General features: G+C 73.7%; 23 protein-coding genes and 1 pseudogene. 14 read left to right on the top strand and 10 right to left on the bottom strand.

Annotated elements, in window-relative coordinates; translation table 11 throughout:
- Positions 1-16 precede the first annotated feature (16 nt).
- From ABD794_RS05200 to paaA, 5 genes are read right to left on the bottom strand one after another with little or no spacing between them, the layout of a single operon-like run.
- On the bottom strand, positions 17-1,099 hold the full coding sequence (locus ABD794_RS05200) for a 2Fe-2S iron-sulfur cluster-binding protein (RefSeq protein ID WP_344961107.1): 1,083 nt from the start codon (positions 1,097-1,099) through the stop codon (positions 17-19).
- A complete protein-coding gene (gene paaD, locus ABD794_RS05195; protein WP_344961106.1) occupies positions 1,099-1,623 on the bottom strand; it encodes a 1,2-phenylacetyl-CoA epoxidase subunit PaaD in 525 nt (174 codons plus the stop codon). Before paaD ends, ABD794_RS05200 begins: the two co-directional genes overlap by 1 nt.
- The gene (gene paaC, locus ABD794_RS05190; RefSeq protein ID WP_344961105.1) at positions 1,617-2,336 is read right to left on the bottom strand and encodes a 1,2-phenylacetyl-CoA epoxidase subunit PaaC; all 720 of its coding nucleotides are present in this window, start codon (positions 2,334-2,336) and stop codon (positions 1,617-1,619) included. Before paaC ends, paaD begins: the two co-directional genes overlap by 7 nt.
- Before the next feature lie 14 nt (positions 2,337-2,350).
- Entirely contained in the window at positions 2,351-2,638 is a 288-nt protein-coding gene (gene paaB / locus ABD794_RS05185) for a 1,2-phenylacetyl-CoA epoxidase subunit PaaB (RefSeq protein ID WP_344961104.1), read from the bottom strand.
- Positions 2,635-3,630, bottom strand: coding sequence for a 1,2-phenylacetyl-CoA epoxidase subunit PaaA (gene paaA / locus ABD794_RS05180; RefSeq protein ID WP_344961103.1), 996 nt, complete (start codon positions 3,628-3,630; stop codon positions 2,635-2,637). The genes paaB and paaA overlap by 4 nt, the downstream gene beginning before the upstream one ends.
- A 253-nt stretch (positions 3,631-3,883) precedes the next feature.
- Here paaA and ABD794_RS05175 point away from each other — a divergent pair, with 253 nt between their 5' ends.
- The 3 genes from ABD794_RS05175 to ABD794_RS05165 all read left to right on the top strand — a co-directional run bounded on the left by ABD794_RS05175 (position 3,884) and on the right by ABD794_RS05165 (position 6,631).
- A complete protein-coding gene (locus ABD794_RS05175) occupies positions 3,884-4,561 on the top strand; it encodes a DUF5819 family protein (protein WP_344961102.1) in 678 nt (225 codons plus the stop codon).
- A complete protein-coding gene (locus ABD794_RS05170; RefSeq protein ID WP_344961101.1) occupies positions 4,558-5,805 on the top strand; it encodes an HTTM domain-containing protein in 1,248 nt (415 codons plus the stop codon). Before ABD794_RS05175 ends, ABD794_RS05170 begins: the two co-directional genes overlap by 4 nt.
- 61 nt (positions 5,806-5,866) lie before the next feature.
- Positions 5,867-6,631, top strand: coding sequence for a TrmH family RNA methyltransferase (locus tag ABD794_RS05165; protein WP_344961100.1), 765 nt, complete (start codon positions 5,867-5,869; stop codon positions 6,629-6,631).
- A gap of 464 nt (positions 6,632-7,095) precedes the next feature.
- On the opposite strand, the gene paaN is transcribed toward ABD794_RS05165, so the two are convergent.
- On the bottom strand, positions 7,096-8,787 hold the full coding sequence (gene paaN, locus ABD794_RS05160) for a phenylacetic acid degradation protein PaaN (RefSeq protein WP_344961099.1): 1,692 nt from the start codon (positions 8,785-8,787) through the stop codon (positions 7,096-7,098).
- A gap of 184 nt (positions 8,788-8,971) precedes the next feature.
- On the opposite strand from paaN, the gene ABD794_RS05155 reads away from it, so the two are divergent.
- Positions 8,972-10,498, top strand: coding sequence for a 3-hydroxyacyl-CoA dehydrogenase (locus ABD794_RS05155; RefSeq protein WP_344961098.1), 1,527 nt, complete (start codon positions 8,972-8,974; stop codon positions 10,496-10,498).
- Complete coding sequence (locus ABD794_RS05150; RefSeq protein ID WP_344961097.1) at positions 10,495-11,085, top strand: TetR/AcrR family transcriptional regulator; 591 nt, start codon at positions 10,495-10,497, stop codon at positions 11,083-11,085. Before ABD794_RS05155 ends, ABD794_RS05150 begins: the two co-directional genes overlap by 4 nt.
- Positions 11,086-11,297: 212 nt before the next feature.
- On the opposite strand, the gene ABD794_RS05145 is transcribed toward ABD794_RS05150, so the two are convergent.
- Positions 11,298-11,813 carry an Lrp/AsnC family transcriptional regulator gene (locus ABD794_RS05145; RefSeq protein ID WP_344961096.1) on the bottom strand — a complete coding sequence of 172 codons (516 nt, stop codon included), beginning with the start codon at positions 11,811-11,813 and terminating at the stop codon, positions 11,298-11,300.
- A 169-nt stretch (positions 11,814-11,982) separates the two neighbouring features.
- Between ABD794_RS05145 and pdhA the strand changes: the two are divergent.
- The 5 genes and pseudogenes from pdhA to ABD794_RS05120 all read left to right on the top strand — a co-directional run bounded on the left by pdhA (position 11,983) and on the right by ABD794_RS05120 (position 18,074).
- A pseudogene (pdhA, locus tag ABD794_RS05140) lies at positions 11,983-13,120 on the top strand (pyruvate dehydrogenase (acetyl-transferring) E1 component subunit alpha).
- Positions 13,117-14,151 (top strand): alpha-ketoacid dehydrogenase subunit beta, encoded by a 1,035-nt coding sequence (locus ABD794_RS05135; protein WP_344961095.1) that lies wholly within the window; start codon positions 13,117-13,119, stop codon positions 14,149-14,151. Before pdhA ends, ABD794_RS05135 begins: the two are co-directional and overlap by 4 nt.
- Positions 14,151-15,473 (top strand): dihydrolipoamide acetyltransferase family protein, encoded by a 1,323-nt coding sequence (locus ABD794_RS05130; RefSeq protein ID WP_344961094.1) that lies wholly within the window; start codon positions 14,151-14,153, stop codon positions 15,471-15,473. The genes ABD794_RS05135 and ABD794_RS05130 overlap by 1 nt, the downstream gene beginning before the upstream one ends.
- A gap of 37 nt (positions 15,474-15,510) precedes the next feature.
- Positions 15,511-16,386, top strand: a complete 876-nt coding sequence (locus ABD794_RS05125; protein WP_344961093.1) for an NTP transferase domain-containing protein — start codon at positions 15,511-15,513, stop codon at positions 16,384-16,386.
- The gene (locus ABD794_RS05120; RefSeq protein ID WP_344961092.1) at positions 16,383-18,074 is read left to right on the top strand and encodes a molybdopterin molybdotransferase MoeA; all 1,692 of its coding nucleotides are present in this window, start codon (positions 16,383-16,385) and stop codon (positions 18,072-18,074) included. The genes ABD794_RS05125 and ABD794_RS05120 overlap by 4 nt, the downstream gene beginning before the upstream one ends.
- A gap of 49 nt (positions 18,075-18,123) precedes the next feature.
- Here the strand turns inward: ABD794_RS05120 and ABD794_RS05115 are convergent, their stop codons facing one another.
- Positions 18,124-19,260 carry a potassium channel family protein gene (locus tag ABD794_RS05115; RefSeq protein WP_425585925.1) on the bottom strand — a complete coding sequence of 379 codons (1,137 nt, stop codon included), beginning with the start codon at positions 19,258-19,260 and terminating at the stop codon, positions 18,124-18,126.
- Between the two features lie 96 nt (positions 19,261-19,356).
- Between ABD794_RS05115 and ABD794_RS05110 the strand changes: the two genes are divergently transcribed.
- The 3 genes from ABD794_RS05110 (at position 19,357) to ABD794_RS05100 (ending at position 21,608) form a co-directional block, all read left to right on the top strand.
- On the top strand, positions 19,357-20,337 hold the full coding sequence (locus tag ABD794_RS05110) for an NAD(P)H-quinone oxidoreductase (RefSeq protein WP_344961091.1): 981 nt from the start codon (positions 19,357-19,359) through the stop codon (positions 20,335-20,337).
- Between the two features lie 81 nt (positions 20,338-20,418).
- Complete coding sequence (locus ABD794_RS05105; protein ID WP_344961090.1) at positions 20,419-20,964, top strand: hypothetical protein; 546 nt, start codon at positions 20,419-20,421, stop codon at positions 20,962-20,964.
- Positions 20,965-21,047: 83 nt separating this feature from the next.
- Complete coding sequence (locus ABD794_RS05100; RefSeq protein ID WP_344961089.1) at positions 21,048-21,608, top strand: bacterial proteasome activator family protein; 561 nt, start codon at positions 21,048-21,050, stop codon at positions 21,606-21,608.
- 60 nt (positions 21,609-21,668) lie between these two features.
- Here the strand turns inward: ABD794_RS05100 and ABD794_RS05095 are convergent, their stop codons facing one another.
- A complete protein-coding gene (locus ABD794_RS05095) occupies positions 21,669-23,303 on the bottom strand; it encodes a Stk1 family PASTA domain-containing Ser/Thr kinase (protein ID WP_344961088.1) in 1,635 nt (544 codons plus the stop codon).
- Positions 23,304-23,665: 362 nt separating this feature from the next.
- On the opposite strand from ABD794_RS05095, the gene ABD794_RS05090 reads away from it, so the two are divergent.
- A complete protein-coding gene (locus ABD794_RS05090) occupies positions 23,666-25,363 on the top strand; it encodes a protein kinase domain-containing protein (protein WP_344961087.1) in 1,698 nt (565 codons plus the stop codon).
- A gap of 16 nt (positions 25,364-25,379) precedes the next feature.
- Here the strand turns inward: ABD794_RS05090 and ABD794_RS05085 are convergent, their stop codons facing one another.
- Positions 25,380-26,459, bottom strand: coding sequence for a phosphotransferase (locus ABD794_RS05085; protein ID WP_344961086.1), 1,080 nt, complete (start codon positions 26,457-26,459; stop codon positions 25,380-25,382).
- Between the last annotated feature and the right edge of the window lie 8 nt (positions 26,460-26,467).

Raw genomic sequence — 26,467 nt, 5'->3', positions numbered from 1 at the left:
TGAATTGCGGGCTGAGTCAGCGGTCGAAGTCCAGTTCCACCTGCTCCGTCGTCGGGTGGGACTGGCACGCCAGCACGTATCCGGACTCCAACTCCTCTTCCTCCAGTGCGAAGTTGCGGTCCATCCGGACCTCGCCGGAGACGAGGAAGGCCCGGCACGTCCCGCAGACGCCGCCCTTGCACGCGTACGGCGCGTCCGGGCGGTTGCGGAGGACCGCCTCCAGCAGGGACTCCCCGTCCTGGACGGGCCATGTGCCGCCGCGACCGTGGAGGGTCGCGGAGACCGTGCTGTGCGCGGGGGCCTTGGGGGGCGGGGTGCGCGGCGCCGCCGAGTCCTCGACGTGGAAGATCTCCTCGTGGATCCGCGCCCGGGCCACGCCCAGGCCGCGCAGGGCCCGTTCGGCGCCCATGACCAGCCCGTGCGGGCCGCAGAGGAACCAGCCGTCCACCGCGTCCACCGGGAGCAGCGCCGGCAGCAGGCCGGTCAGCCGCTCCTCGTCGAGGCGGCCGGACGCCGGGCCCGCCTGCTGCTCCTCGCGGGAGAGGGTCTGGACGACCTGGAGGCGTTCCGGATAGCGGTCCTTGAGGTCGGCGACCTCCTCCAGGAACATCGTGGACGCCGTCGTGCGGTCGCTGCGCAGCAGGGTGAACCGGGCCGTCGGCTCGCGGGCGAGCAGGGTGGCGGCGATGCACAGGACGGGGGTGATGCCGCTGCCGCCGACGATCGCCGCGAAGTGCCCGGGCCGGGGCTCCAGGACGAAGCGGCCGGCCGGCGTCATCACGTCCAGCACGTCGCCCACGGCCAGTTCCTTGAAGGCGTAGGTCGAGAACGCGCCGCCGTCCACCAGCCGGACGCCCACGCGCAGCGTCCGCGGCCCCCCGTCGCCGGGCGTCGGCGCCGTGCCGCAGACGGAGTAGGTGCGGCGCACCTCGGTGCCCTCGGCCCGGCGGCGCAGCGTCAGGTGCTGGCCGGGTGCGTGGCGGAACTCCTCGCGCAGTTCCTCGGGCACCTCGAAGGAGAGGGCGACGGAGTCGTCGGTGAGCGGGTCGACGGCCGCGATCCGCAGGGGGTGGAAGATGCCGTGGCGGGCCGCTGCCATCACAACTCCTTGAAGTGGTCGAAGGGTTCGCGGCACGCCTCGCAGCGTCGCAGGGCCTTGCAGGCGGTGGAGGAGAAGCGGCTGAGCAGTGTGGTGTCGGGGGAGCCGCAGTGCGGGCAGCGCACCGGCTCCGCGGCGAGTCGGGTGGGGCCCAGCTCCAGGGCGACCGGTCCGCCGGCCAGGGGGCCGGGCCGGGGCGGCGCGATGCCCGACGCGGCCAGCTTGCGGCGGCCTTCGGCCGTGATGTCGTCCGTGGACCAGGCGGGGGAGAGCACGGTGTGCACGGACACCTCGGCCTGTCCGTGCTCGTGCAGGACGCGCTCGATGTCGGCGGACATGGCCTCGACGGCCGGGCAGCCGGTGTAGGTGGGGGTGAGCTCCACCTCGACCCGGCCGGGGCCGGTGACGCGCAGGCCGCGCAGCACCCCGAGCTCGGCCAGGGTGATCATGGGCAGCTCCGGGTCGGGGACCGCTCCGGCCAGTGCGCGGAGGCGTTCCTCCAGGGGCGTCGGGGCCGTCACCATGTCGCCCCCGGGTGGCTGCGGTGCAGGTGCTGCATCTCGGCGAGCAGGCGGCCGAAGGGCTCGGTGTGGACGCCCTGGCGGCCGGCCCCCGCCGCCCAGGCCACCGACTGCGGTCCGGTGGGCGTTTCCAGGGTCGCCCGCTCCAGCACGTCCGTGACCAGGGTCGTCCATGTGTCGTGCAGGGCGGGCCAGTTGACCTCCGGGAGGCCCTCCACCGGCTGGAACAGCTCGCCCGTGTAGCGCCAGAGGCCGTCCACGGCGCGCTGCATCCGCCCGTGGCTCTCCGCCGTGCCGTCGCCGAGCCGCAGGGTCCACTGCTCCGCGTGGTCGCGGTGGTAGGCGGTCTCCTTGACGGCCTTGGCGGCCAGGGGGGAGAACGGGCCGTCGCCGCCCGCGAGTTGGCCGTACAGCAGGTGCTGGTAGGTGGAGAAGCAGAGCTGGCGGGCGATGGTGGTGGCGAAGTCGCCGTTGGGCTGCTCGACGAGCTGGACGTTGCGGAAGGCGCGTTCCTCGCGGAGGTAGGCCAGCTCGTCCTCGTCGCCCGTGAGGGAGAGCAGGGTGCGGGCCTGGCCGAGCAGGTCGAGCGCGATGTTGGCGAGCGCGACCTCCTCCTCCAGGACCGGCGCCCGGCCGGCCCACTCCCCCAGCCGGTGCGAGAGGACCAGGGCGTCGTCACCGAGGGCGAGGGCGGCCGCGGGCGGTACGGCGTTCACGGGCGGTACGGGAGTCACAGGTGCCGCACCCCTTCGGGGATCTCGTAGAAGGTGGGGTGGCGGTACGCCTTGTCGGCGGCGGGCTCGAAGAACGGGTCCTTCTCGTCCGGCGACGAGGCGGTGATCGACGCCGAGGGGACGACCCAGATCGAGACGCCCTCGGAGCGCCGGGTGTACAGATCGCGCGCGTTGCGCAGGGCCAGCTGGGCGTCCGGGGCGTGGAGGCTGCCGGCGTGGGTGTGCGCGAGGCCGCGCCTGCTGCGCACGAACACCTCCCACAGGGGCCAGTCGGTGCCGGTCATGCGCTCGCCTCCGGGTGCTCGGTGGTGCCCTGCTCCGGGCTGTGCTTCGCCGCGTGGGCCAGGGCCGCCTCGCGGACCCAGGCGCCGTCCTCGTGGGCCTTCCGGCGCCGGTCGAGCCGCTGGTCGTTGCACGGGCCGTTGCCGCGGAGGACCTGCTGGAACTCGTCCCAGTCGATCGGGCCGAAGTCGTGGTGGCCGCGCTCCTCGTTCCACCGGAGGGCGGGGTCCGGGAGGGTCAGGCCGAGGGACTCGGCCTGCGGGACGCAGATGTCGACGAAGCGCTGGCGCAGCTCGTCGTTGGAGTGGCGCTTGATCTTCCAGGCCATCGACTGCGCGGAGTGCGCGGACTCGTCGTCCGGCGGGCCGAACATCATCAGGGACGGCCACCACCAGCGGTCCACGGCGTCCTGGGCCATCGCGTGCTGGGCCTCGGTGCCGCGGCTGAGGGCGAGCAGCAGCTCGTAGCCCTGGCGCTGGTGGAAGGACTCCTCCTTGCAGACGCGGACCATGGCCCGCGCGTACGGCCCGTAGGAACAGCGGCACAGCGGGACCTGGTTGGTGATCGCCGCGCCGTCCACGAGCCAGCCGATGGCGCCGACGTCCGCCCAGGTCAGGGTGGGGTAGTTGAAGATGGAGGAGTATTTCTGGCGGCCGGAGTGGAGCTTGTCGAGGAGCTCGTCGCGGCTGGTGCCGAGGGTCTCGGCGGCGCTGTAGAGGTAGAGGCCGTGGCCGGCCTCGTCCTGCACCTTGGCCATGAGGATGGCCTTGCGCCGCAGCGAGGGGGCCCTGGTGATCCAGTTGGCCTCGGGCTGCATGCCGATGATCTCGGAGTGTGCGTGCTGTGCCATCTGCCGCACCAGGGTGGCCCGGTAGGCGTCCGGCATCCAGTCGCGGGGCTCGATGCGCTCGTCCGCGGCGACCGCCGCGTCGAACGCGGCTTCCAGGGCGGACGTATCCATCGTCTCCACCGACTCCGGTGCTGCCGTCGTCATTGCCGAGCCCCCTCGTGCCGTACCGATGCCATACCGACCGACCGATCGTTCGGTTCAATGGTGAGGCGGCCCCGGGGAGGTGTCAAGCCTGTGGATAACGGCCTGTGGACGACGCCGCGGGCACGATCGGGTCTTATGGCCGCTGCGCCGCCGGGGCCCGCCTCGGTACCGTTCGGTGCGACCGTCGCGGTCCGCGGAGGCGCTCCGCGCGACGCGGCGGCACTCGGACGACGGCAGTGGAATCGGGGCGTGGATGGAAACGGACGACGGACACGAGCGGGAAGCGGGGGCGGCCCCGCCCACCGGGCTGTCCCGGCCCGCGCGCCGGCTCGTCGCGCTGGGCGCCGTGGCCGTCGCCCTGGCCGCCACGGCGCATCTGGTGATCATGTTCTTGCATGTGGCGCCGCCGAATACGGTCAGCAAGCAGCATGCGGCGACCATAGGTGACTATGTGCTGCCCGAGTTCGAGCAGAACTGGAAGTTCTTCGCCCCCAATCCGCTTCAGCAGAACATCGCCGTCCAGGTGCGCGCCCAGGTCACCGACCCGGACGGCAACGTCAGGATCACGCCCTGGACCGATCTCTCCGCCCGGGACGGTGCCGCCATCCTCCACAACCCCCTCCCCAGTCACACGCAGCAGAACCAACTGCGCCGCGCCTGGGACTTCTACGGCAGCACGCACGACGACCGGGGCCAGGCCACGGGCATGCGCGGCGACCTCTCCGAGGAGTACCTGCGGCGGTTCGCGGTCTCCCGGCTCAACCTCGACCGCGAGGGGACCCGGCTCCACCGCGTCCAGCTGCGGTCCGTGACCACGAACGTCGCCCCGCCGCCGTGGGCCGCGGGGCAGCCCGCCGCGAAGCCGGTCTACCGCGAGCTGGACTGGTGGCGGGTCACCCCGTCCGACCTGGGTGTGGTGAGGTCCTGGTGAGTGCCGTCACCTGGCGCAGGACCTGCGCCGACGCCTTCGCCCGGGTCACCGGGTCCTCCCTCGGCCCGTACCAGACGGCCACGATCCGCATCGGCCTCTCCTTCACCTGGCTGTTCTTCCTGGTGCGCGAGTGGTTCAACAGCCAGGAGCTGTACGGGCCGGACGCGCCGTGGAGCTGGGAGCTGGCCCGTCGGCTGATCGCCGACAACCACGCGTTCACCGTGCTCATGTGGTCCGGCTCGGACTGGTGGTTCAAGCTCGTCTACCTCTTCGCGATGGCCACGGCCCTGCTGTTCATGCTCGGCTGGCGGACCCGGACCATGTCCGTGCTCTACATGATCGGCGTGCTGTCGCTGCAGAACCGCAGCGTGTTCGTGGGCGACGGCGGGGACAACGTCCTCCATCTCATGGCGATCTACACGGTGTTCACGCGGTGCGGTCAGGTGTGGTCGCTGGACGCGCGGAGGGTGGTCAGGAAGGGGCGGGGTGCGGAGGATCCGCGCCGGGATATGGGCGGGATCGTGCTCTGGGCCGTCTGCGGCGTCGGGCTCGCCGCCGCGACGGTGTTCGCCGACCCCGCGCTGACGTGGACGGACCACGGGCCCGTTCCCGGCATCGGCTGGGCAACGGCGCTCTGGGCGGTGTGGCTGCTCCACGGTGTGTGGTGGCTGGTGCGGCTGCGGGAGGACCTCGCGGGCGGCGAGGTGCGGACGGTCATGGCCGCGTTCGGTCATCTCCTGCACAATGCCGCCCTGTTGGTGATCATGGGCGAGGTCTGCCTGATCTACGGTGCGGCCGGCTGGTACAAGATCCAGGGCTCGCTCTGGCAGGACGGCACCGCGCTCTACTACCCCCTGCACCTCGACTACTTCTCGCCCTGGCCCGGGCTCTCCCACGCGTTCGCGGCCAGCGGGATCATCGTGCTGCTGCTCAGCTACGGCACGGTGGCCGTGCAGGCGGCGTTCCCCTTCACGCTGCTCAACCGCAGGGTGAAGAACGTCCTGTTGGTGCTGATGATGGTCGAGCACGTGGGCATCGCGGTGCTGTTGGGGCTGCCGTTCTTCTCGCTCGTGATGATCTTCGCGGACGCGGTGTTCCTGCCGACGTCCTGGCTGCGGCGGGCGGGGGACGTCGTCGCGGGGCGGGCGCGGTGGGTGGCCGGGCGGGTGCGGGTGCCCGCGCAGCGGGGCGGTGGGGCCGTGGCCGCGGAGGAGTCGGAGCGCCGGCGGGTGCGAGCCGGGTGAGTGCCCCGGCTTCCTGCCCAGGCCCGGCTTTCTGCCCAGGTCAGGGCCTTAGGGTGGGGGTATGACCGAGGACGCGACCGGTATCGCCGTGCGGCAGTGGGGCGAGCTGGCCCCGTCGGCCGTGCTGCTCGACGGATTCCATGCGCTCAAGCACGCGCTGCGGTTCGGGGCCGAGGTGGGCCCCGTCGTCACCAGTGACCGGGACGGGGTGCTGGCGCTGGCCGAGCGGCTGGCCCCGGACGTCTCGCCCGCGCTCGCCGCGCTGATGGTGGAGGTGGACCGGGCGGTCCTGCGCTCGTTGGTGCCCCGGGGGCACACGACGGAGGTCGCGGGGCTCGCGGTGCGGCCCGCGCGCGGCGCGAACCTGGCCGCCCTGGCGGCACGGCCCCGGCGCGCGCCGGTCGTCGTCCTCGACAATCCGCGGAACCTGGGGAACGTGGGGGCCGTGGTGCGGCTGGCCGCGGGCTTCGGGGTGACGGGGGTGGTCACCACCGGGGATCTCGATCCGTGGCATCAGAACGCCGTGCGGGCGGGGGCGGGGCTGCACTTCGCGACGGCGGTGGAGCGGGTGCGGTCGGAGGATCTGCCGGAGGGGCCGGTGTTCGCGTTGGACGCGGACGGGGACGACATCCGGTCGGTGCCTTTTCCCGACGACTCGGTGTTGGTGTTCGGGTCCGAACGGCATGGGGTGTCGGAGGAGTTGCGGGGGCGGGCGGATCGGGTGGTTTCGCTGCCGATGCGGAGTGGGGTGTCGAGTTATAACCTCGCCACGAGTGTGGGGATGGCGTTGTTCCACTGGGGTGGGTTGGGGGGTGGGGCGGCGTAGGGGGTGTTGCCCCGGTCCCGCCCTTTCACCATTTCTTCCGGGGCAAGCCCCGGGCCCGTAACGCGGCTTCGCCGCGTTGACCGGGGGCTCTGCCCCTGGACCCCCGAAGCGCCCTGCGGGCTCCCCCAGAGGTACCCCCCCAGTCCTCAAGCGCCGGGCAGGCTCATCGGTGCCCGCCCAGTTTCTCCCGGGGGCTCCGTCCCCTGGACCCCTGACTGGGGCTTCGCCCCTGGCCCCGCGCCGCATTCCGGCCCGGGCGCGCAATCAGCCCGTCCGGCGTTTGAGGACAACCGCGCGGAGCGCGGTTTCAGGGGTGCAGGGGGCGGAGCCCCCGCGGCGGCGGCCGGGTGCGGCCCGCGCCCGCCGCCCCGCGGGGTGGCGCAGGGGCGCGGCCCCTGTGGAAATGGGGAAAGGGCGGGGCGGGGAGGGGAGGAAAACCCCCGCCCCGGGATCCGCCCGCCGGCTCACGACTCCCGGCGTACCTCCACCACCCTGAACCGCCCCGCCACGAACGCCCCGTCGCACAGCGCCGCGTTCGCCGCCGGGTTGCCGCCCGTCCCGTGGTAGTCGGAGAACGCCGCCGTCTGGTTGACGTAGACGCCGCCGGTGAGGTTCAGGGAGAGCTGGGCGGACTCCTCCAGGCAGGCCTGTTCGATCAGTTGCTCCGCCTCGGCCGAGGTCGTGTACGCGCCGACCGTCATCGCGCCCTTCTCGCGGATCGTGCGGCGCAGCAGCTCCACCGCCTCCGCCGTGGAGTCCACGGCCACCGCGAAGGAGACCGGGCCGAAGCACTCGGAGAAGTACGCCGCCTCGGCGTCCGGCTTGGCGCCGTCGAGTTTGACGACGACCGGGGTGCGGACGGTCGCGTCCGGGAAGTCGGGGTTGGTCACCGTCCGTGAGGCGAGGGCGAGTTCGCCGATCCGGCCGGCCGCGTCGATGCGCTCCTTGACCTGGTCGTTGACGATCGCACCGAGGAGGGCGTTGGCGCGGGCGTCGTCGCCCAGCAACTGCTCGACCGCGGCCGCCAGATCGGCGACGACCTCGTCGTACGTCTTGTGGCCGGCGTCCGTCGCGATGCCGCCGCGCGGGATCAGCAGGTTCTGCGGGGTGGTGCACATCTGGCCGCTGTAGAGCGAGAGCGAGAAGGCCAGGTTGGAGAGCATGCCCCGGTAGTCGGCGGTGGAGTCGACGACGATCGTGTTGACGCCGGCCTTCTCCGTGTACACCTGCGCCTGGCGGGCGTTGGTCTCCAGCCAGTCGCCGAAGGCGGTGGAGCCGGTGTAGTCGATGATCCGGACGTCGGGGTGCACGGCGAGCGTCTTCGCGACGCCCTCGCCGTCCCGCTCGGCGGCGAGGGCCACGAGGTCGGCGGAGAACCCGGCCTCGGCCAGCACCTCGCGCGCGATGCGCACGGTCAGCGCGAGCGGCAGGACGGCGCGCGGGTGCGGCTTGACGAGGACGGCGTTGCCGGTGGCGAGGGAGGCGAACAGGCCGGGGTAGCCGTTCCAGGTGGGGAAGGTGTTGCAGCCGATGACGAGGGCGATGCCGCGCGGGGCCGCGGTGAACTCCTTGGCCAGCTTGAGGGGTTCGCGTTTGCCCTGCGGCTTGACCCACTCCGCCGTCCGCTCGGCCTCGGCCTGGGCGGCGTAGGCGTAGGCGACGGCCTCCAGCCCCCGGTCCTGCGCGTGCGGGCCGCCGGCCTGGAAGGCCATCATGAACGCCTGGCCGCTGGTGTGCATGACGGCGTGCGCCAACTCGTGCGTCCGGGCGTTGATCCGCTTCAGGATCTCCAGACAGACCAGCGCCCGCGTGCGCGGGCCGGCCTCGCGCCAGGGGCGCATCGCCGCGCGCATCGCGGGGAGCAGCACCGCGACGTCCGCGTGCGGGTACTCGATGCCCAGCCGGGGGCCGTAGGGGGAGATCTCGGAGCCCGTCCAGCCGTCCGTGCCGGGCTGGTCGAGCTCGAAGCGGCGCCCGCGCAGGGCCTCGAAGGCGGCCTGGCCCGCCGCCGCGTCCTGCGTGCCGTTCTCCCCGTAGGCCTTGGGGTGTTCGGGGTGCGGCGACCAGTAGGCGCGGGTGCGGATGGCGTCGAGGGCCGTGTCGAGCGTGGCGGCGTGGCTCTCGGTCAACTGGTCGGTGGTGAGTGCGGCAGTCACGGCTGACCAACTCCTCGTCGGGCGGAACTCGGATGCGGCTGGTGCTGATGCGGCTGTGCGATGGCGCCGGGCGCGCACGGCGGGGTGCCGTTGTCGTACCCGCCAGATACATTAACCGAACGATCGGTCGGGACAAGGGGGCCCGGGAGAATCCGCCCGTACCCCATCGGGGAGGATCACAGACATGACCGCAATCGAGCCGGAGCGCACCGTGTCCGTCGTCGGCGCGGGCGCGATGGGCCAGGGGATCGCCCAGGTCGCCCTCGTCGCGGGCCACCCCGTGCGGCTGTACGACGCGGTGCCGGGCCGGGCGGAGGAGGCCGCGGAGGCGGTTGTCGCGCGGCTGGACCGGCTGGTGGCCAAGGGGCGGATGCCCGCCGCCCGCAGGGACGCGGCGCGGGAGCGGCTGCGGCCCGTCGCGGAGCTCGCCGGCCTCGCCGGGTCGGCGCTGGTGATCGAGGCCGTCGTCGAGCGACTCGACGTCAAGCAGCGGCTGTTCAACGAGCTGGAGGCGGTCGTCGGTGACGGCTGCCTGCTCGCGACCAACACCTCGTCCCTGCCGGTGACGGCCGTCGCGGGCCCGCTGCGCCGCCCCGGCCGGCTCGTGGGGATGCACTTCTTCAACCCCGCCCCCCTGCTGCCGCTGGTGGAGGTCGTCAGCGGTCACGCCACCGACCCGGCCGCGGCCGACGTCGCGTACGCCACCGCGGCGGCCTGGGGCAAGACGCCCGTGCGCTGCGCCGACACCCCCGGGTTCGTCGTCAACCGGGTGGCCCGGCCCTTCTACGCCGAGGCCTTCCGGGTCCTGGAGGAGCGCGCCGCCGACCCGGCGACGGTCGACGCCGTGCTGCGCGGGAGCGGCGGCTTCGCGATGGGCCCCTTCGAGCTGACCGACCTCATCGGCCAGGACGTGAACGAGGCCGTCACCCGTTCGGTGTACGAGGCGTTCTTCCACAGCCCGAAGTTCACGCCGTCCCTCGCCCAGCGGCGCCTGGTCGAGGCGGGGCTGCTGGGCCGCAAGAGCGGGCGCGGCTGGTACGACCATGCGGAGGGCGCGGAGCGCCCCGAGCCGCGCACGGCCGCGTCGGAGAAGGCGCCCGGGTCCGTCGTCCTGCACGGCGAGCTGCCCCCGCCCGCGGCCGTCCTGCCGGAGCTGATCGAGGCGGCGGGCATCGGCGTCACCCGGGTCGAGCCCGACTACGGCGACTACGGACACCTCGTGCTGCCGGGCGGCGCCCGGCTGACGCTCACCGAGGGGTACGCGGCCGCCTCGGAAGCGGCGCAGCCGAACATCTACGTCGACCTCGCCCTGGACTACCGCCGCTGCGAGCGTGTGGCCCTCGCTGCCTCGCCGACCGCCTCCCCGGCCGATGTGCGGGCCGCTACCGGCCTGTTCCAGGCCCTCGGCAAGCGCGTCAGCGTCATCGACGACGTCCCCGGCATGATCGTCGCGCGGACCGTCGCCCTCCTCGTCGACCTCGCCGAGGACGCCGCCGGCCGCGGCGTGGCCTCGCGCGAGGACATCGACACCGCCATGCGCCTCGGCGTGAACTACCCGCGCGGGCCGCTGGGGTGGGGCCGGGAGCTCGACGTCGAATGGGTCCGCCGGTTCCTGCAGAACATGGAGTTCGAGTACCCCGGCGGCCGCTACGCCCCGTCCCAGCCGCTCCGCCGCCGTGCGGCCGTCAAGGAGAGCCTGCTTCAATCATGACCATGGCCAAGCGCGACACCTACACGCCAGAATCGCTGCTCGCGGTCGCCGTCGCGGTGTTCAACGAGCGGGGCTACGACGGCACGTCCATGGAGCACCTCTCCAAGGCGGCCGGGATCTCCAAGTCCTCGATCTACCACCACGTCAAGGGCAAGGAGGAGCTCCTCCGGCTGGCCATAAGCCGCGCCCTCGACGGGCTCTTCGCCGTGCTGGACGAGCCGGGCGCCACCGGCGGCCGCGCCGTGGACCGGCTGGAGTACGTCACCCGGCGCACCGTCGAGGTGCTCATCGCCGAACTGCCCCATGTGACGCTGCTGTTGCGCGTGCGGGGCAACACGGACACCGAGCGCTGGGCGATGGAGCGCCGCCGCGAGTTCGACCACCGCGTCGCGGCCCTGCTCAAGGAGGCCGCGGCCGACGGCGACCTGCGCCCCGACGTGGACGTCCGGCTGGCCACCCGGCTGCTCTTCGGCATGATCAACTCGGTGGTGGAGTGGTACCGGCCGCAGCGCCGCGGCGCGGCCACCGCCCAGGAGGTGGCGGACGCGGTGATCCTGACGGCGTTCGCGGGCCTGCGGGGTCGCTGAGCCGCTCGGGCGATCGAGCGCCGGGGCGCGGGCGCCGTCCGGCGGCGTGGCGCTGCGAGCCCACGGGAGGCTCCGGGCAGCCGTGCGAGGGCCGCGTGACGTTGCGCGAAGGCCGGAGTGCGTGCCGTACCGCCGCAGTCCGCAAGGCCGCTCGGGCGACCCGACGGCCGCACCCTCCCTGCCGTCCGGCCACCGGGCCGCCGGGGCGGGCGTCAGGCCGGGCCCTCCTTGATGTCCCGGTCCTCGAGGTCCTGCTCCTCGAAGACCAGCAGGGTCCGGGTGCTCAGCACCTCCTCGATGGCCTGGATGCGGGTCAGCACCAGTTCCCGCAGCGCCCGGTTGTCCTTGGTGTGCACCAGCAGCAGGACGTCGAAGTCCCCGCTGACCAGGGCGATATGGGCCGCCCCCGGCAGCGTGCGCAGCTTGTCGCGCACCGTGCGCCAGGAGTTCTGCACGATCTTCAGCGTGATGTAGGCCGACGCGCCCTGCCCCGCCCGCTCCTGGTCGATGCGGGCCCCGAAGCCGCGTATCACCCCGTCGTCGATCAGCCGGTTGACGCGCGCGTACGCGTTGGCGCGCGACACGTGGACGCGCTCGGCCACGGACCGTATCGAGGCCCGGCCGTCGGTCTGGAGCATGTGCAGGATCGAGCGGTCGATCTCGTCGAGCGGCCGTGCCGGTGCTCTGTGGTCCGAAGAGCTCGAATTGGCCATCTGTTCGTCCTGCATACCGCCATGCCTCCCCTTCATGGACGCGCTGTTCATATCTCAGGCTGTGGAAAACCGTTTGTCCACAGGCTGAGGCCGCCTGTAGCCAAAATGCCCCGGCGACCGAACAATCGGTAGGGAGAGCACAGGGTGCTTTCCGGTCATGCTCGTTCCCGAGGAGGTGCTCGTCATGACGGTCCTGGAGCAGCCCGGTTCGCACCGGCCGCCCCCGTCCCGGGCCTGGCGGCCCCGCACCGACCCCGTGCCGCTGCTGCCCGACGACGGGCCGTACCGGCTGCTGGGCACCCCCGCCGCCGACGCGCTCGACCCCGGGCTCCTGCGGCTGCTCTACGGGCACCTGGTGCGCGGCCGCCGCTACAACACCCAGGCCACCGCGCTGACCCGGCAGGGCCGGCTGGCGGTCTACCCCTCCTCCTCCGGCCAGGAGGCCTGCCAGGTCGCCGCCGCCCTGGCCCTGGAGGAGCGCGACTGGCTCTTCCCCAGCTACCGCGACACCCTCGCCGCGATCGCCCGCGGCCTCGACCCCGTCGAGGCCCTGACCCTGCTGCGCGGCGACTGGCACACCGGCTACGACCCCCGCGAGCACCGCGTGGCCCCCCTCTGCACCCCGCTGGCCACCCAACTCCCGCACGCCGTGGGCCTGGCGCACGCCGCCCGGCTCAAGGGGGGACGACGTCGTCGCGCTCGCCATGGTCGGCGACGGGGGCACCAGCGAGGGCGACTTCCACGAGGCGCTCAACTTCGCCGCCGTCTGGAAGGCCCCGGTCGTCTTCCTCGTGCAGAACAACGGCTTCGCCATCTCCGTACCGCTGGCCAAGCAGACCGCCGCGCCCTCCCTGGCGCACAAGGGCGTCGGCTACGGCATACCCGCCCGCCTGGTCGACGGCAACGACGCCCCCGCCGTCCACGAGGTCCTCACCGAGGCCGTGCGCCGCGCCCGGGCCGGCGGCGGTCCCACCCTCGTCGAGGCCCTGACCTACCGCGTCGAGGCCCACACCAACGCCGACGACGCCACCCGCTACCGCACCGACGCCGAGGTCACCGCCTGGCGCGCCCACGACCCCGTCGAGCTGCTGGAGCGGGAGCTCACGCGGCGCGGGCTGCTGGAGGAGAAGGACGTCGCCGCCGAGCGCGAGGCCGCCGAGCGGATGGCCGCCGACCTGCGCGAGCGGATGAACGAGGACCCCGCGCTCGACCCCATGGAGCTGTTCGACCACGTCTACGCCCGGCGGACGGGTCAACTGAGGCGGCAGGCCGATCAGTTGAGGGCCGAGCTGGCGGCCGCCGAGGAAGGAACGGACCGATGACCACCGCGGTCACCGCGACGGGCCGCAAGCCCGCCACCATGAGCCAGGCCCTCAACCGGGCGCTGCGCGACGCCATGGCCGAGGACCCCGCCGTCCACGTCCTCGGCGAGGACGTCGGCACCCTGGGCGGCGTCTTCCGGATCACGGCCGGGCTGGCGCAGGAGTTCGGCGACGACCGCTGCACGGACACGCCGCTGGCCGAGGCGGGCATCCTCGGCACGGCCGTCGGCATGGCGATGTACGGGCTGCGGCCGGTCGTGGAGATGCAGTTCGACGCGTTCGGCTATCCGGCGCTGGAGCAGCTCTTCAGCCATGTGGCGAAGATGCGCAACCGCACCCGGGGGCGGGTCCCCATGCCGATCACCATCCGCATCCCCTTCGGCGGCGGGATCGGCGGCGTCGAGCATCACAGCGACTCCTCCGAGGCGCTCTACATGGCCACCCCCGGCCTGCACGTCGTCACCCCGGCCACCGTCGCCGACGCCTACGGACTGCTGCGGGCGGCCATCGCCTCCGACGACCCGGTCGTCTTCCTGGAGCCCAAGCGGCTGTACTGGGCCAAGGCCGACTGGGAGCCCGACCGGCCCGAGACGGTGCCGGGCATCGGCACCGCCGTCGTCCGCCGCCGGGGCGGCTCCGTCACGCTCATCACCTACGGCCCCTCCGTCCCCGTCTGCCTGGAGGCCGCCGAGGCCGCCCGCGCCGAGGGGTGGGACCTGGAGGTCGTCGACCTGCGCTCGCTGGTGCCGTTCGACGAGGAGACCGTCGTCGCGTCCGTGCGCCGCACCGGCCGGGCCGTGGTCGTCCACGAGGCCACCGGCTTCGGCGGGCCCGGCGGCGAGCTCGCCGCGACGGTCGCCGAGCGCTGCTTCCACCACCTGGAGGCCCCGGTACTGCGGGTCACGGGCTTCGACGTCCCGTATCCGCCGCCGATGCTGGAGAAGCACCATCTGCCGGGAGTCGACCGGGTGCTGGACGCGGTCGCCCGGCTTCAGTGGGAGTCCGAGTGGACGCCCGGAGGGGGCAACTGATGGCGGCCGTGAAGGAGTTCGCCCTGCCCGATCTCGGCGAGGGGCTCACCGAGGCGCAGGTCGTCCGCTGGCTGGTCGAGGTCGGCGACGTGGTCGCCGTGGACCAGCCGGTGGTCGAGGTCGAGACTGCCAAGGCGATGGTGGAGGTGCCCTGTCCTTACGGGGGCGTGGTCACGGCGCGCTTCGGCGAGGAGGGCGCGGAACTGCCGGTGGGCGCCCCGCTGTTGACGGTGGCCGTGGGGGAGACGGAATCCTCTCCCGGGACGGAATCCGCTCCCGACGAGGGCTCCGGCAACGTCCTCGTCGGTTACGGCACCCAGGCCCCGGCCCCCCGCCGGGCCCGCGTCCGGCGGCCGCAGGTGCCGCAGCCGGTGCCGCGGCCGGACGACGGGGCGGTCTGGTCGGACACGCCGGTCGGAGGCGGCCACAGTACGGCCGGGGCCCGCGCCGAGGACCCCGTTCCGGCCAAAGTCGCCGTGATCTCCCCGCTCGTGCGGCGGATCGCCCGCGAGCGCGGGGTCGATCTGGCCCGGGTGCGCGGCAGCGGCCCCGAGGGGCTGATCCTGCGTGCCGACGTCGAACGGGCCACGGCCGCCGCCGAGTCCGCACCCCGGGCCGTCTCCCCGGCCGGGGGCGAGCGCATCCCCCTGCGCGGGCTGCGCGGCGTCGTCGCCGAGAAGCTCGCCCGCAGCCGGCGCGAGATCCCGGACGCCAGCTGCTGGGTGGACGCCGACGCGACGGAGCTGCTCGCCGCGCGCCGGGCCATGAACGAGGGCCCCGGCCGGACGAAGGTCTCGCTGCTCGCCCTTCTCGCCCGGATCTGCACCGCCGCGCTCGCGGAGTTCCCCGAGCTCAACTCCGTGGTGGACACCGAGGCCGAGGAGATCGTGCTGCTGCCCGCCGTCCACCTCGGCTTCGCCGCGCAGACCCCGCGCGGGCTCGTCGTGCCCGTCGTCCGCGACGCGCACACCCGGGGCGCGGCCGGTCTCTCGGCGGAGATCGCACGGCTCACCGAGGCGGCCCGCGAGGGCCGGATCACCCCGGCGGAGCTGACCGGCGGCACCTTCACCCTCAACAACTACGGCGTCTTCGGCGTGGACGGCTCCACCCCGATCATCAACCACCCCGAGGCGGCGATGCTGGGCGTCGGCCGGATCGCCCCCAAACCCTGGGTCCACCAGGGCGAGTTGGCCGTGCGACAGGTCGTGCAGCTGTCCCTCGCGTTCGACCACCGGGTGTGCGACGGGGGAACGGCCGGTGGATTCCTGCGCTACGTCGCCGACTGCGTCGAACGGCCCGCCGTCCTCCTGCGAACGCTCTGAGGCGGGTCCGGAGCGGGGCGGCACGCATACTCGTCGGGTGACGGAAACGCAGTACGACGCGGTGGTCCTGGCCGGAGGAGCCGCCCGGCGGCTGGGCGGGGCGGACAAGCCGGGGGTGCGGGTCGGCGGCCGCTCCCTGCTCGACAGGGTGCTCGGCGCGTGTGACGGCGCGGCGACGACGGTGGTCGTCGGGCCGCGCCGGCCCACGGTCCGGCCCGTCGTCTGGGCGCGCGAACAGCCGCCCGGCGGCGGCCCGCTGGCCGCCCTCCACGCCGGGCTGCGGCACGCGACCGCGGAGACGGTGCTCGTCGTCTCGGCCGACCTGCCGTTCCTCGACGCGACGGTCGTCCGGGCGCTCGTCGCCGGGGCCGGGGGCGGGGCCGGTGCCGATGCCGGTGCCGCCGAGGGCGCCCTCCTCACCGATGCCGACGGCCGCGATCAGCCGCTCGTCGCCGCCTACCGGGCGGAGCCGCTCCGCCGCGAGATCGCCCTGCTCGCCACGGAACACGGCACGCTCACCGGGCTTCCCTTGCGTCTCCTCACTACCGAACTGTCCCTCGCGCGCCTCCCGTACCACGAGGCGTCCTTCGACTGCGACACCTGGCAGGACATCGGCGCGGCCCGCGCACGTATCAGGGACGATAGGGCCGTGCTGGATGAATGGATCGCCGCGGTCAAGGCCGAACTCGGCATAGAACTCGACGTCGACAGGGCCGGACTCCTCGACCTGGCCCGCGACGCGGCCCACGGCGTGGCCCGCCCCGCCGCTCCCCTGACGACCTTCCTCGTCGGCTACGCGGCCGCCCTGCGCGGCGGCGGCCCCGAGGAGGTCGCCAAGGCCGCCCGTCAGGCGGCGGCGCTGGCCGCGCGCTGGGCGGAGGAGGACGGCGACGGCCCCGGGGCCCCCGCATGAGCCCCCGCGACGGCGATGCGGACGCGGCGGCCCTCGACCGCGCCACGGACGAGGCCCTGGCCATCCTCGCGGGCGACCACGGGACTCCCGGCCGGTCCGTGGGGCCGGTGGACGGGGGGTACCTCCCGTTCGAGGACCCCTTCACGGAGGAGCCGGGCCCGGCGCCGGCACCCGCTGTTTCACGTGAAACGGGCTCGCTGGACGTGCCGTTCGACGGCGTGAGCTTCTACGACCACCGGGGCGCGCCGGGTGGCGACCCCATGCCGGGCGACGTGCCCCGGGCCCGGGACCGGGGCGACGGCCTCACCGAGATCTGGCGGACGGTCCGCGACGTCTCCGGCGCGCAGGGCGCACCCCGCCGCGACCGGCAGCGGGCCGAGCGGCAGCCGGCCGACCGGCGCCCCGCCCGCCCCCGCGACGCCGACGGGACCGCCCCCCACCGCCCCGCCACCTCCGGCGGCGGGGGCGACGGCGACGGCAGACGGCCCACCCGTCACACCTCCTGGGCCACCGCCGGCGGCATCGCCGCCGGTGCGGCCGAACCCCTGCCCGCCACCGACCGCCCCCTCGGCGAGGTGCTCGGCCGGACCCTCGCCGCTCCCCTCACCGCGCTCACCGACCTGCCGTCGTTCGACACCGCCGCCATGGACGGCTGGGCCGTCGCCGGCCCCGGACCCTGGCGCCTGCCCGCCGACGAAACCGGCATCGTCGCAGGTCACGCCGGGACCGAGCCGTTGCGCGACGGCCACGCCGTACCGATCGCCACCGGCGCACAGGTGCCGCCCGGGGCGACCGCGGTGATCCGCAGCGAGCACGGCGACGTGTCCGACGAGGGCGAGCTGCACGCCACCCGCCGGGTCGGCCAGGGCCAGGACATCCGCCCGCGCGGCCAGGAGTGCGGCCGGGGCGACGAACTGCTGCCCGGCGGCAGCCTGATCACCCCCGCCGTGCTCGGCCTGGCCGCGGCCGCCGGGTACGACGAGCTGTCCGTCACCGCCCGCCCCCGCGTCGAGGTCCTCGTCCTCGGCGACGAACTCGTCCACGAGGGCCTGCCCCACGACGGCCGGATCCGGGACGCCCTCGGCCCGATGCTCGGCCCCTGGCTGCGCGCCCTCGGCGCCGAGGAAGCGGGGACGACCCGCCTGGGCGACGACGCCGACGCCCTGCACGACGCCCTCGCCGCCTCCGACGCCGACCTGGTGATCACCACCGGTGGCACCGCCTCCGGCCCCCGGGACCACCTCCACCCCGCCCTCGACCGGCTCGAGGCCGAACTGCTGGTGGACGGGGTCGCGGTCCGCCCCGGCCACCCGATGCTGCTCGCCCGCCTGGCCCCGGGCCGCCACCTCGTCGGCCTCCCCGGCAACCCGCTCGCCGCCGTCGCCGGGCTGCTCACCCTCGCCGAGCCGCTGCTGCGCACCCTCTCCGCCCGAACCGCCCCCGCCCTCCGCCGCGCCGTCCTCTCCGGCCCGGTCCCCAGCCACCCGTCCGACACCCGTCTCGTCCCGGTCGTCCTCCGCGGCGGCGACGGCGCCCGGCCGCTGCGCTTCCACGGCCCGGCGATGCTGCGCGGCCTGGCCGCGGCCGACGCGATCGCGGTGATCCCCCCGGGCGGCAACACCCCGCGCGGCCAGGTCGCGCTCCTCGACCTGCCGTGGACGGCGACGGGAGGCGGGCCGATCGGCTGAACGGTGGCCCAAGTCCCTTGTCGCATTTCCGACTTCGCCGGCCGGACGCCTACTCGGCAGGCGTCGCCACCGGCGCCTGCCGGATCGTGATCACCCGGTCCGTGAGGTGGAGGGACTGGGCCTCCGCGTCCGTGTAGTTGAGCAGGCGGTGACCGCGGACAACGGCCACGACGAGGTCGGCGCAGTCGCGCGGGGAGCGGCCCGCCTCCGACTTGGTGACCGGGCGCTCGACGACGTCCAGGCCCTGGCCGTAGGTCAGCAGGTCCTCCAGGACGTTGCCCACGTAGGGGCTGACCATCGACATGCCGAGCATGCGGCCCGCCGAACTGGAGCTGGTGACCACCGTGTTGGCGCCGCTCTGGCGGAGCAGCGGGACGTTCTCGTCCTCGCGGACGGCGACGACGATCGTGGCGTGCTTGTTGAGCTGGCGGGCGGTGAGGGTGACCAGGGCGGCCGTGTCGTCGCGCTGGGTGGTGATGACGACCTGGGTGGCGTTCTGGAGTTCGGCGCGGCGCAGGGTCTCGGAGCGGGTCGCGTCGCCGAGGACGCCCACGAGGCCGTCGCCCGCCGCCGCGTCCACCGCCTTCTTCTGCGGGTCCACGACGACGATCCTCTCCTTCGGCCGGCCCTGGCCGATGAGCGTCTCGACCGTGTGCCGGCCCTTGGTGCCGTAGCCGATGACGACGGTGTGGTCCCGCATCCGCGACCTCCAACGGTGAACGCGGACCTGCTGGCGGGTCCGCTCGGTCAGCACTTCCAGCGTGGTGCCGACCAAAATGATCAGGAACAGTACGCGCAGGGGCGTGACGACGAAGATGTTGATCAGCCGCGCCCCGTCGCTCACCGGTGTGATGTCGCCGTATCCGGTGGTGGAGAGGGTGACGGTGGCGTAGTAGGCGGCGTCCAGGAAGCTGAGCGGGCCGCCCGCGTTGTCGTGGTAGCCGTCCCGGTCGAGGTAGACCACACAGGTGGTCAGGGCCAGCACGAGCAGGGCCATGACCAGGCGCCTTATGACCTGCCGCAGGGGCGCGGTGACGTCCTGGACCGGGAGGACGACGGCGCGTACGGCCTCGGCGTCCTCGGTCTCGGCCCGGGTGCGGCGCCAGAGCGAGCGGAACAGCCGCCGGGTGCTGTTCCGTTCGCGGTCCGGGGGGCCGGGGGCGGCGGCGGTCGGTGGAGTCGGCACGGTTCCATGATCCCGTATCCCGCCGGATTGTCCGTTGCGCACGCAACGGCGCACACGCAACGGCCCACACGCAACGGCGCGGAGTAGCCTCGCGCCATGCATGCGATCACCATCCCCACACCCGGCGGACCCGACGCGCTCGTCTGGGCCGAGGTACCCGATCCCGTGCCCGGCGAGGGAGAGGTGCTGGTCGAGGTCGCCGCCACGGCCGTCAACCGCGCCGACCTGATGCAGCGCCAGGGCTTCTACGACCCGCCGCCCGGCGCCTCCCCGTACCCCGGCCTGGAGTGCTCCGGCCGGATCGTCGCGCTCGGCCCGGGGGTGAGCGGCTGGGCGGTCGGCGACGAGGTGTGCGCGCTGCTGGCGGGCGGCGGGTACGCGGAGAAGGCCGTCGTCCCCGTCGGCCAGTTGCTGCCCGTGCCCGAGGGGCTGGACGTGGTGTCGGCCGCGGCCCTGCCGGAGGTCACCGCGACGGTCTGGTCCAACGTCTTCATGCTCGCCCACCTGCGGCCCGGCGAGACGCTGCTGGTGCACGGCGGCGGCAGCGGCATCGGCACGATGGCCGTCCAGCTGGCGAAGGCGGTCGGCGCGCGGGTGGCGGTCACCGCGGGCGGCACGGAGAAGCTGGAACGCTGCCGGGCGCTGGGCGCGGACATCCTCATCGACTACCGCGAGCAGGACTTCGTCGAGGAACTGCGCAAGGTCACTGGCGGCGTGGGCGCGGACGTCATCCTCGACATCATGGGCGCCAAGTACCTGGCGCGGAACGTGGACGCCCTCGCCGTCAACGGCCGGCTGGCGGTCATCGGCCTCCAGGGCGGCCGCAAGGCCGAACTCGACCTCGGCAAGCTGCTGTCCAAGCGCGCCGCGGTGATGGCGACGACGCTGCGCTCGCGGCCGCTCGCGGAGAAGACGGCGATCGTGGCGGCGGTGCGCGAGCACGTGTGGCCGCTGGTCTCCGGCGGACGCGTGCGCCCGGTCGTGGACCGTGCCCTGCCGCTGCGGGAGGCGGCCGCGGCGCACCGGATCGTGGAGGAGAGCGCGCACGTGGGCAAGGTGCTGCTCACGACGGGCTGAACCGTCCGAACCACCGGCCGGGTCACCCGGACGGCCGCCGCCCCGCGTGCCGCCGCCCCGTCCCCGTGTGACGGTGGAGGGGTGATCGCCGGAACCCGCCCGGCCGCGCTGGCCGGGCTGACGCTGGCGGCCGTCCTCGCCCTGGCGCCGGGTGCGGCGCGGGCCGGGCCCGGGCCGTCCCCCCGGCCCGCGCCCCGCGCCCCCGCCCCGTCGGCCCCCGCCGACCCCGGGCGGCTCGCCGGGACGGTCGCGGGCCAGGGCCGCGCCCACCCCGGACGCGCCCCGGAACCCTCGCGGCCGCCCGCGGAGTACCCGGACGAGGAGCTGCCGCCGGGATTCGCGGGCGAGGACTGGCCGGAGGCCGCCGCCGTCCCGCCCGAGCCGCCGGAGTCCGTGGACGAGGCGGCGGGCACGCCCGTGCCGCAGCCGTCGCCCACGCGCTCGCCCACGCCGTCCTCGCCCGCCCCGCCGCCCGTGCCCGTGCGGGCGGAGGGCCGGGCGGCGGGGCACGGCGGCACGTCCGCCCCGCCGCCGGAGCACGTGATGCGCGTCCTGCCGCTCGGCACCGGGCTGGCGCTCACCGGCCTCGGGATCGGCTTCCTCGGCCTGCGTCTGCGCCGCCGCTGAAAGCCGGACCGTCCCGCCCGGGTGGATCAGCCGCATACAGGGGCATCACCTGGGGGAAATCACCTGTGCGAGAGAATGGCGGCATGGATATGCCGAGGAACGAACGGTCGCAGGAGAGCCCGCACGTCCTGGTCGTAGGCCCGGACGGAATGGCTCTCGGCAGCGCTGGCCCCGGCGGCGGGGCCGGTGACGACGAGTCGCGCGAGGTGCCCGTGACGGAGCAGGTCGAACAGCCCGCGAAGGTCATGCGCATCGGCAGCATGATCAAGCAGCTGCTGGAGGAGGTACGGGCGGCTCCTCTGGACGAGGCGAGCCGTGTCCGGCTGAAGGATATCCACCACAGCTCCGTCAAGGAGCTGGAGGACGGGCTCGCCCCCGAGCTCGTGGAGGAACTGGAGCGCCTCTCGCTCCCGTTCACCGACGACACCATCCCCACCGAGGCCGAACTGCGCATCGCCCAGGCCCAGCTGGTCGGCTGGCTGGAGGGGCTCTTCCACGGCATTCAGACGGCGCTGTTCGCCCAGCAGATGGCGGCCCGCGCCCAGCTGGAGCAGATGCGCCGTGCCCTCCCGGCGGGTGTCGGCGACGAGGACCACGACGGCGGCCACCCGCAGGGCGGGGCGCGCTCGGGGCCGTACCTGTAGCGAGAGCTGACGAAGGGCCGGAAGTCCCGCGGGACTTCCGGCCCTTCGTGGTGTCCGCCGTCAGGAGGCGGGGTCGCCCGTGGAGACGGTGACGACGATCGTGGTGTTCTTGGGGTCGAACGCGTCGCCGGGCTGCGGGCTCTGCTGCATCACCGTGCCCTTGCCCCAGGTGTTCTCGTCCTGCTTGTCCACGCGGTACTTCCAACTCGCGCCCTGGAGACAGGACTTCACCGAGTCGATGTGGACCCAGCGGAGGTCGGGCATGCTCTTCTTGGACTTGTCCAGGAAGCTGTCACGGGCGTTGGTGCACCGCTCGGCCTCGATGACCCTGGCCTTGTCGCCGTCCTTGTGCTTGTTCTCGTTGGCGGTGCTGCCGCCGCCGGTTCCGCCCGTGCCGCCCGCCGGGGCCGGGGACGAGGTCTGCGCGGTCTTCTGCTCGTCCGCCCTGGTCTTCGAACCGTCGTCGGACGAACCGCCCTTGAGGACGACGACCGCGACCACGGCGACGACGGCCAGGGCCGCGACGATCGCCGAGCCGACGATGACCGGCTTGTTGCCCTTGCCCGAAGGGGTGGGGGCCGGAGGCGCCTGGTACGGGGGAGGCGTGGAGTACGCGGGGGCCGGCGGCTGATAGGCCGCGTAGGGCTGCTGTTGGGGCTGTTGAGGCGGCTGGGGCTGGTACGGGGTCTGGACGGACTGGATGCCCGGGCCCGGGACCGCCTGCTGGTCCACCGGCGGGAAGACCGCCGAGGAGACGCCCGCCCCGCTGCGCGGCGCCGGGGCGTCGCCGCTGATCATCGGCGAGGGCGCGGTGTGCACCGTGGAGGCCACGCGGGCGCACTCGTCGCGCATCGCGGCGGCGGACGGGAAGCGCTCGTTCGGGTTCTTCTTCAGCGCGCGGGCGACCAGCGCGTCCACCGCCGGCGGGATCGAGCGGTTGATCGTGGAGGGCGCGACCGGCTCCTCCTGGACGTGCGCGTACGCGATGGCCAGCGGCGAGTCCGCGTCGAAGGGCAGCCGCCCGGTCAGCAGCTCGAAGAGCATGATGCCGACCGAATACAGGTCGGAGCGCGCGTCCACCCCGCGCCCCAGCGCCTGTTCGGGCGAGAGGTACTGCGGGGTGCCGACGACCATGCCGGTCTGGGTCATCGACGTGACGCCGGACTGCATGGCGCGCGCGATGCCGAAGTCCATGACCTTGACCACATCGCGCTTGGTCATCATCACGTTGCCCGGCTTGATGTCCCGGTGGACCAGCCCCGCCTCGTGGCTGACCTCCAGCGCCGCCAGCACATCGGCTGTGATCTTCAGCGCCTTCGCGGCGGGCATCGCGCCGTACTGCTTCACATCCGCGTCGAGGACGGAGCGCAGCGGCCTGCCCTCGACGTACTCCATGACGATGTACGGCATCGTCGAGCCGTCGAGCGCGTCCTCGCCGGTGTCGAAGACGGAGACGATGTTGGTGTGCGTGAGCTTGGCCACGGCCTGTGCCTCGCGGCGGAAGCGCTCGCGGAAGGACGACTCGCGGCCCAGCTCGGTGTGCAGGGTCTTGATCGCCACCTGGCGGTCCAGCACCGAGTCGTAGGCGAGGTGCACGGAGGCCATGCCGCCCTCGCCGAGCAGGTCGCGCAGCTGGTAGCGGCCGCCGCCGACGGCCCGTCCCGCGTACCGGCCCTGTGCGCCGTCCTGGCTCATGCTCCTGTTTCCCCCATCGCCGAGCCGAATCGGGGCCCGGCTCAAAGGTCTGATCCAGCCAGATCCATCCGGCCGGACACGTAACCCGGCCAAGTGTGCCCCAGGCCACGGGCACGTCAAGCCACGTGCCCGTTCCGTGACCGGATGCGCGACAAGCCGTCACGGAATTTGCCTTGCGCGGCCCGCTGCGGGTTTGATTGCCGGTCCATCCCCGACCGGTGCGCACCCCGGAACCTGTAGCGTGCCTAGCGGAAGAACTGCATTGCTTCGTATTGCCCCGAGGTACTGCCCCGGGCGTTGCGTGAGCACTGCCCCAAGGTTCAGGCCCCCACGCGAGCGGCCAGACATGACGGCGAGGACTGATGGCACAGACGCAGAGCGCCCAGGGTCCGTCCGACCCTGACGCCACCGGGGGCGGAATGCCCGATGTGCCGGAGATGTGGGGTAATGGCGGCATGGTCGGAGACGGCCGCTACCGCCTCACCCACCGGCTCGGCCGCGGCGGTATGGCCGAGGTCTTCGCCGCCGAGGACGTGCGCCTCGGCCGTACGGTCGCGGTCAAGCTGCTCCGCGCCGACCTCGCCGAGGACCCGGTCTCCAAGGCCCGCTTCACCCGCGAGGCACAGTCCGTCGCCGGGCTGAACCACCACGCGGTGGTGGCCGTCTACGACTCCGGCGAGGACATCAACGGCCACAGCACCGTGCCGTACATCGTCATGGAGCTGGTTGAAGGCCGTACGATCCGTGACCTGTTGCTCAACGCCGAGGCCCCGCCGCCCGAGCAGGCGCTGATCATCGTCTCGGGCGTGCTGGACGCGCTGGCCTACAGCCACCAGCACGGCATCGTGCACCGCGACATCAAGCCCGCCAACGTCATCATCACCAACAACGGCGCCGTCAAGGTGATGGACTTCGGCATCGCCCGCGCCCTGCACGGCGCGCAGTCGACCATGACCCAGACGGGCATGGTCATGGGCACCCCGCAGTACCTCTCGCCCGAACAGGCCCTCGGCAAGACCGTGGACGCCCGCTCGGACCTCTACGCCACCGGCTGCCTGCTCTACGAACTCCTGGCGCTGCGCCCGCCGTTCACCGGCGAGACGCCGCTTTCCGTGGTGTACCAGCACGTTCAGGACAATCCGATCCCGCCGTCGACGGTGCTGGGCAGCGTCCCGCCGGAGCTCGACGGGCTCGTCATGCGCTCGCTGGCCAAGGACCCCGACGACCGGTTCCAGAGCGCCGAGGAGATGCGCGGGCTGGTCCAGTACAGCCTGCAGATGCTGCACGACGCGGGCGGCCACACCGGCGCCTGGGACACCGGCCCGGTGGCGGCGGCCACCGCGGCCACGCAGATGCTGGGCGCGGCGGCCATGGGCCAGACCACCGCGATGCCGCACCCGCAGCACGGCGACACCTCCCCGCAGCGGATCCTGCCGCAGGGCGTCGGCGGCGCCGGCGACGACGACTACGAGCCGGCCGGGCGCGGCCGGGGCGGCAACAGCAAGCTGTGGATCTTCATCGCGGTGGTGATCGTGGCGACGGTCGCGGTGGCCGCGTACGTGATGCTGCCGCAGGGCAAGACGGGCTCCGCGGACGAGAAGACCAAGGAGACCCCCTCCACCGGTCCCTCCACCCCCGGCTCCCCCGACGCCTCCTCGGCGACTCCGAAGGACAAGGAGTCCCAGCCCGTTCCCGAGCGGAACGGCACGACGGGCGACAACTCCGGCGACGAGGGCGACTACTCGGGCAACACCCGGCACCGCAACCGCCAGTCGCAGGAGCCGACCAACGAGCCCAGCAAGGAACCGAGCAAGGAGCCGACCACCAACCCGACCGGCGACGACAAGCCGGGCACCAACCAGGGTCAGACGACCCAGGGGCAGACCACGCAGGGGCAGACGACCCAGGGGCAGACCACGCAGGGGCAGACCACGCAGGGTCAGACGACCCAGGGGCAGACCACGCAGGGGCAGACCACGCAGGGTCAGACGACCCAGGGGCAGACCACGCAGGGGCAGACGACCCAGGGTCAGACGACCCAGGGCCACACCACCCCCTGAGCCCTGACGACGGACGTCAGTCCGTGAACGCGGCGCGTACGTCCTCGTACGCGCGCGTCCACCACACCGCCAACGCCGCCGACGCCGGGAAACCGGGGTCGGCGCGGTGGTCTCCGAGCTGGTAGCGCCAGCGCAGCATCCAGAAGTCGTTGAGCCGCTCCCACCACACCCGGTGCACCGCCGCCGCCAGCTCCGCGGGCCCGGCGTCCGTGCTGCGCCGGTAGGCCCGCGCGTAGGGCCGTATCTTCGTGAAGTCCAGTGTGCCGTCGGGCCGCAGGAAGAAGATCACGGCCGCCCGGACGGCCTCCTCGGCGCGGGGCCGGACGCCCAGCCGGTCCCAGTCGATGATCGCGGCGGGCTCGGCGCCCCGGTAGAGCAGGTTGAGCGGGTGGAAGTCGCCGTGCACCCAGCCCCGGGCGGGCGTCGCGGCGGCCGGCGGGCGGCGGTGGGCGTGCTGTTCCAGCAGGGCGCGGCGCTCGACGAGCCGGTGTTCGGCGAGTTCGTCGAAGGCGTCGCGGGGCCGGCGGCGGACCAGGACGAGCAGCTCCTCGATGAGCGCGTAGGTGTCCTCGGGGTCGGCCGCGGCGTCGGGGGCGGGGGAGCGGCCCGTGGCGGCCTCCTGGGGGCCCTGGGGGGCGTCCTCGGGGCTCTCGCCCTCCATCACCGTCTCCAGGCTCACGTGCACCCGGCCCAGGAGCCCGCCCAGCCGCCGGGACTGGGCCTCGGTCAGCTCGCCCCCGTCGCGGTGGTGGCCCTCGACCCACGGGTGCAGGGCGTAGCAGCGGCCGCCGAGGACGGCGACGGTGGACCCCTCGTCGTCGGCGACGGGCGGCGCGACCGGCAGCCCGAGCGCGCCCAGCCGGAGCGTGGCGGCGTGCTGGCGGGCGATGGCGTCCGGGTCGCCGTCGAGATGGTGTTTGAGGAAGAAGCGGCCGCGGCTGGTGGAGAGCCGGTAACCCCGGTTCAGCAGGCCCTCGGTGAGCGGTTCGCACGAGACGGGCTCGCCCGCCTGCCGGTAGCGGCGCAGCAGGGTGCGCAGGGCGCCGTCGGGGGGTGGGGCGTGGGGCGGTGCGTGGTGGACAACTGAGCGCGGCACGCCCCAAA

The sequence above is a fragment of the Streptomyces thioluteus genome, assembly GCF_039535865.1.
This window is presented reverse-complemented; position numbering and strand designations above follow the sequence as displayed.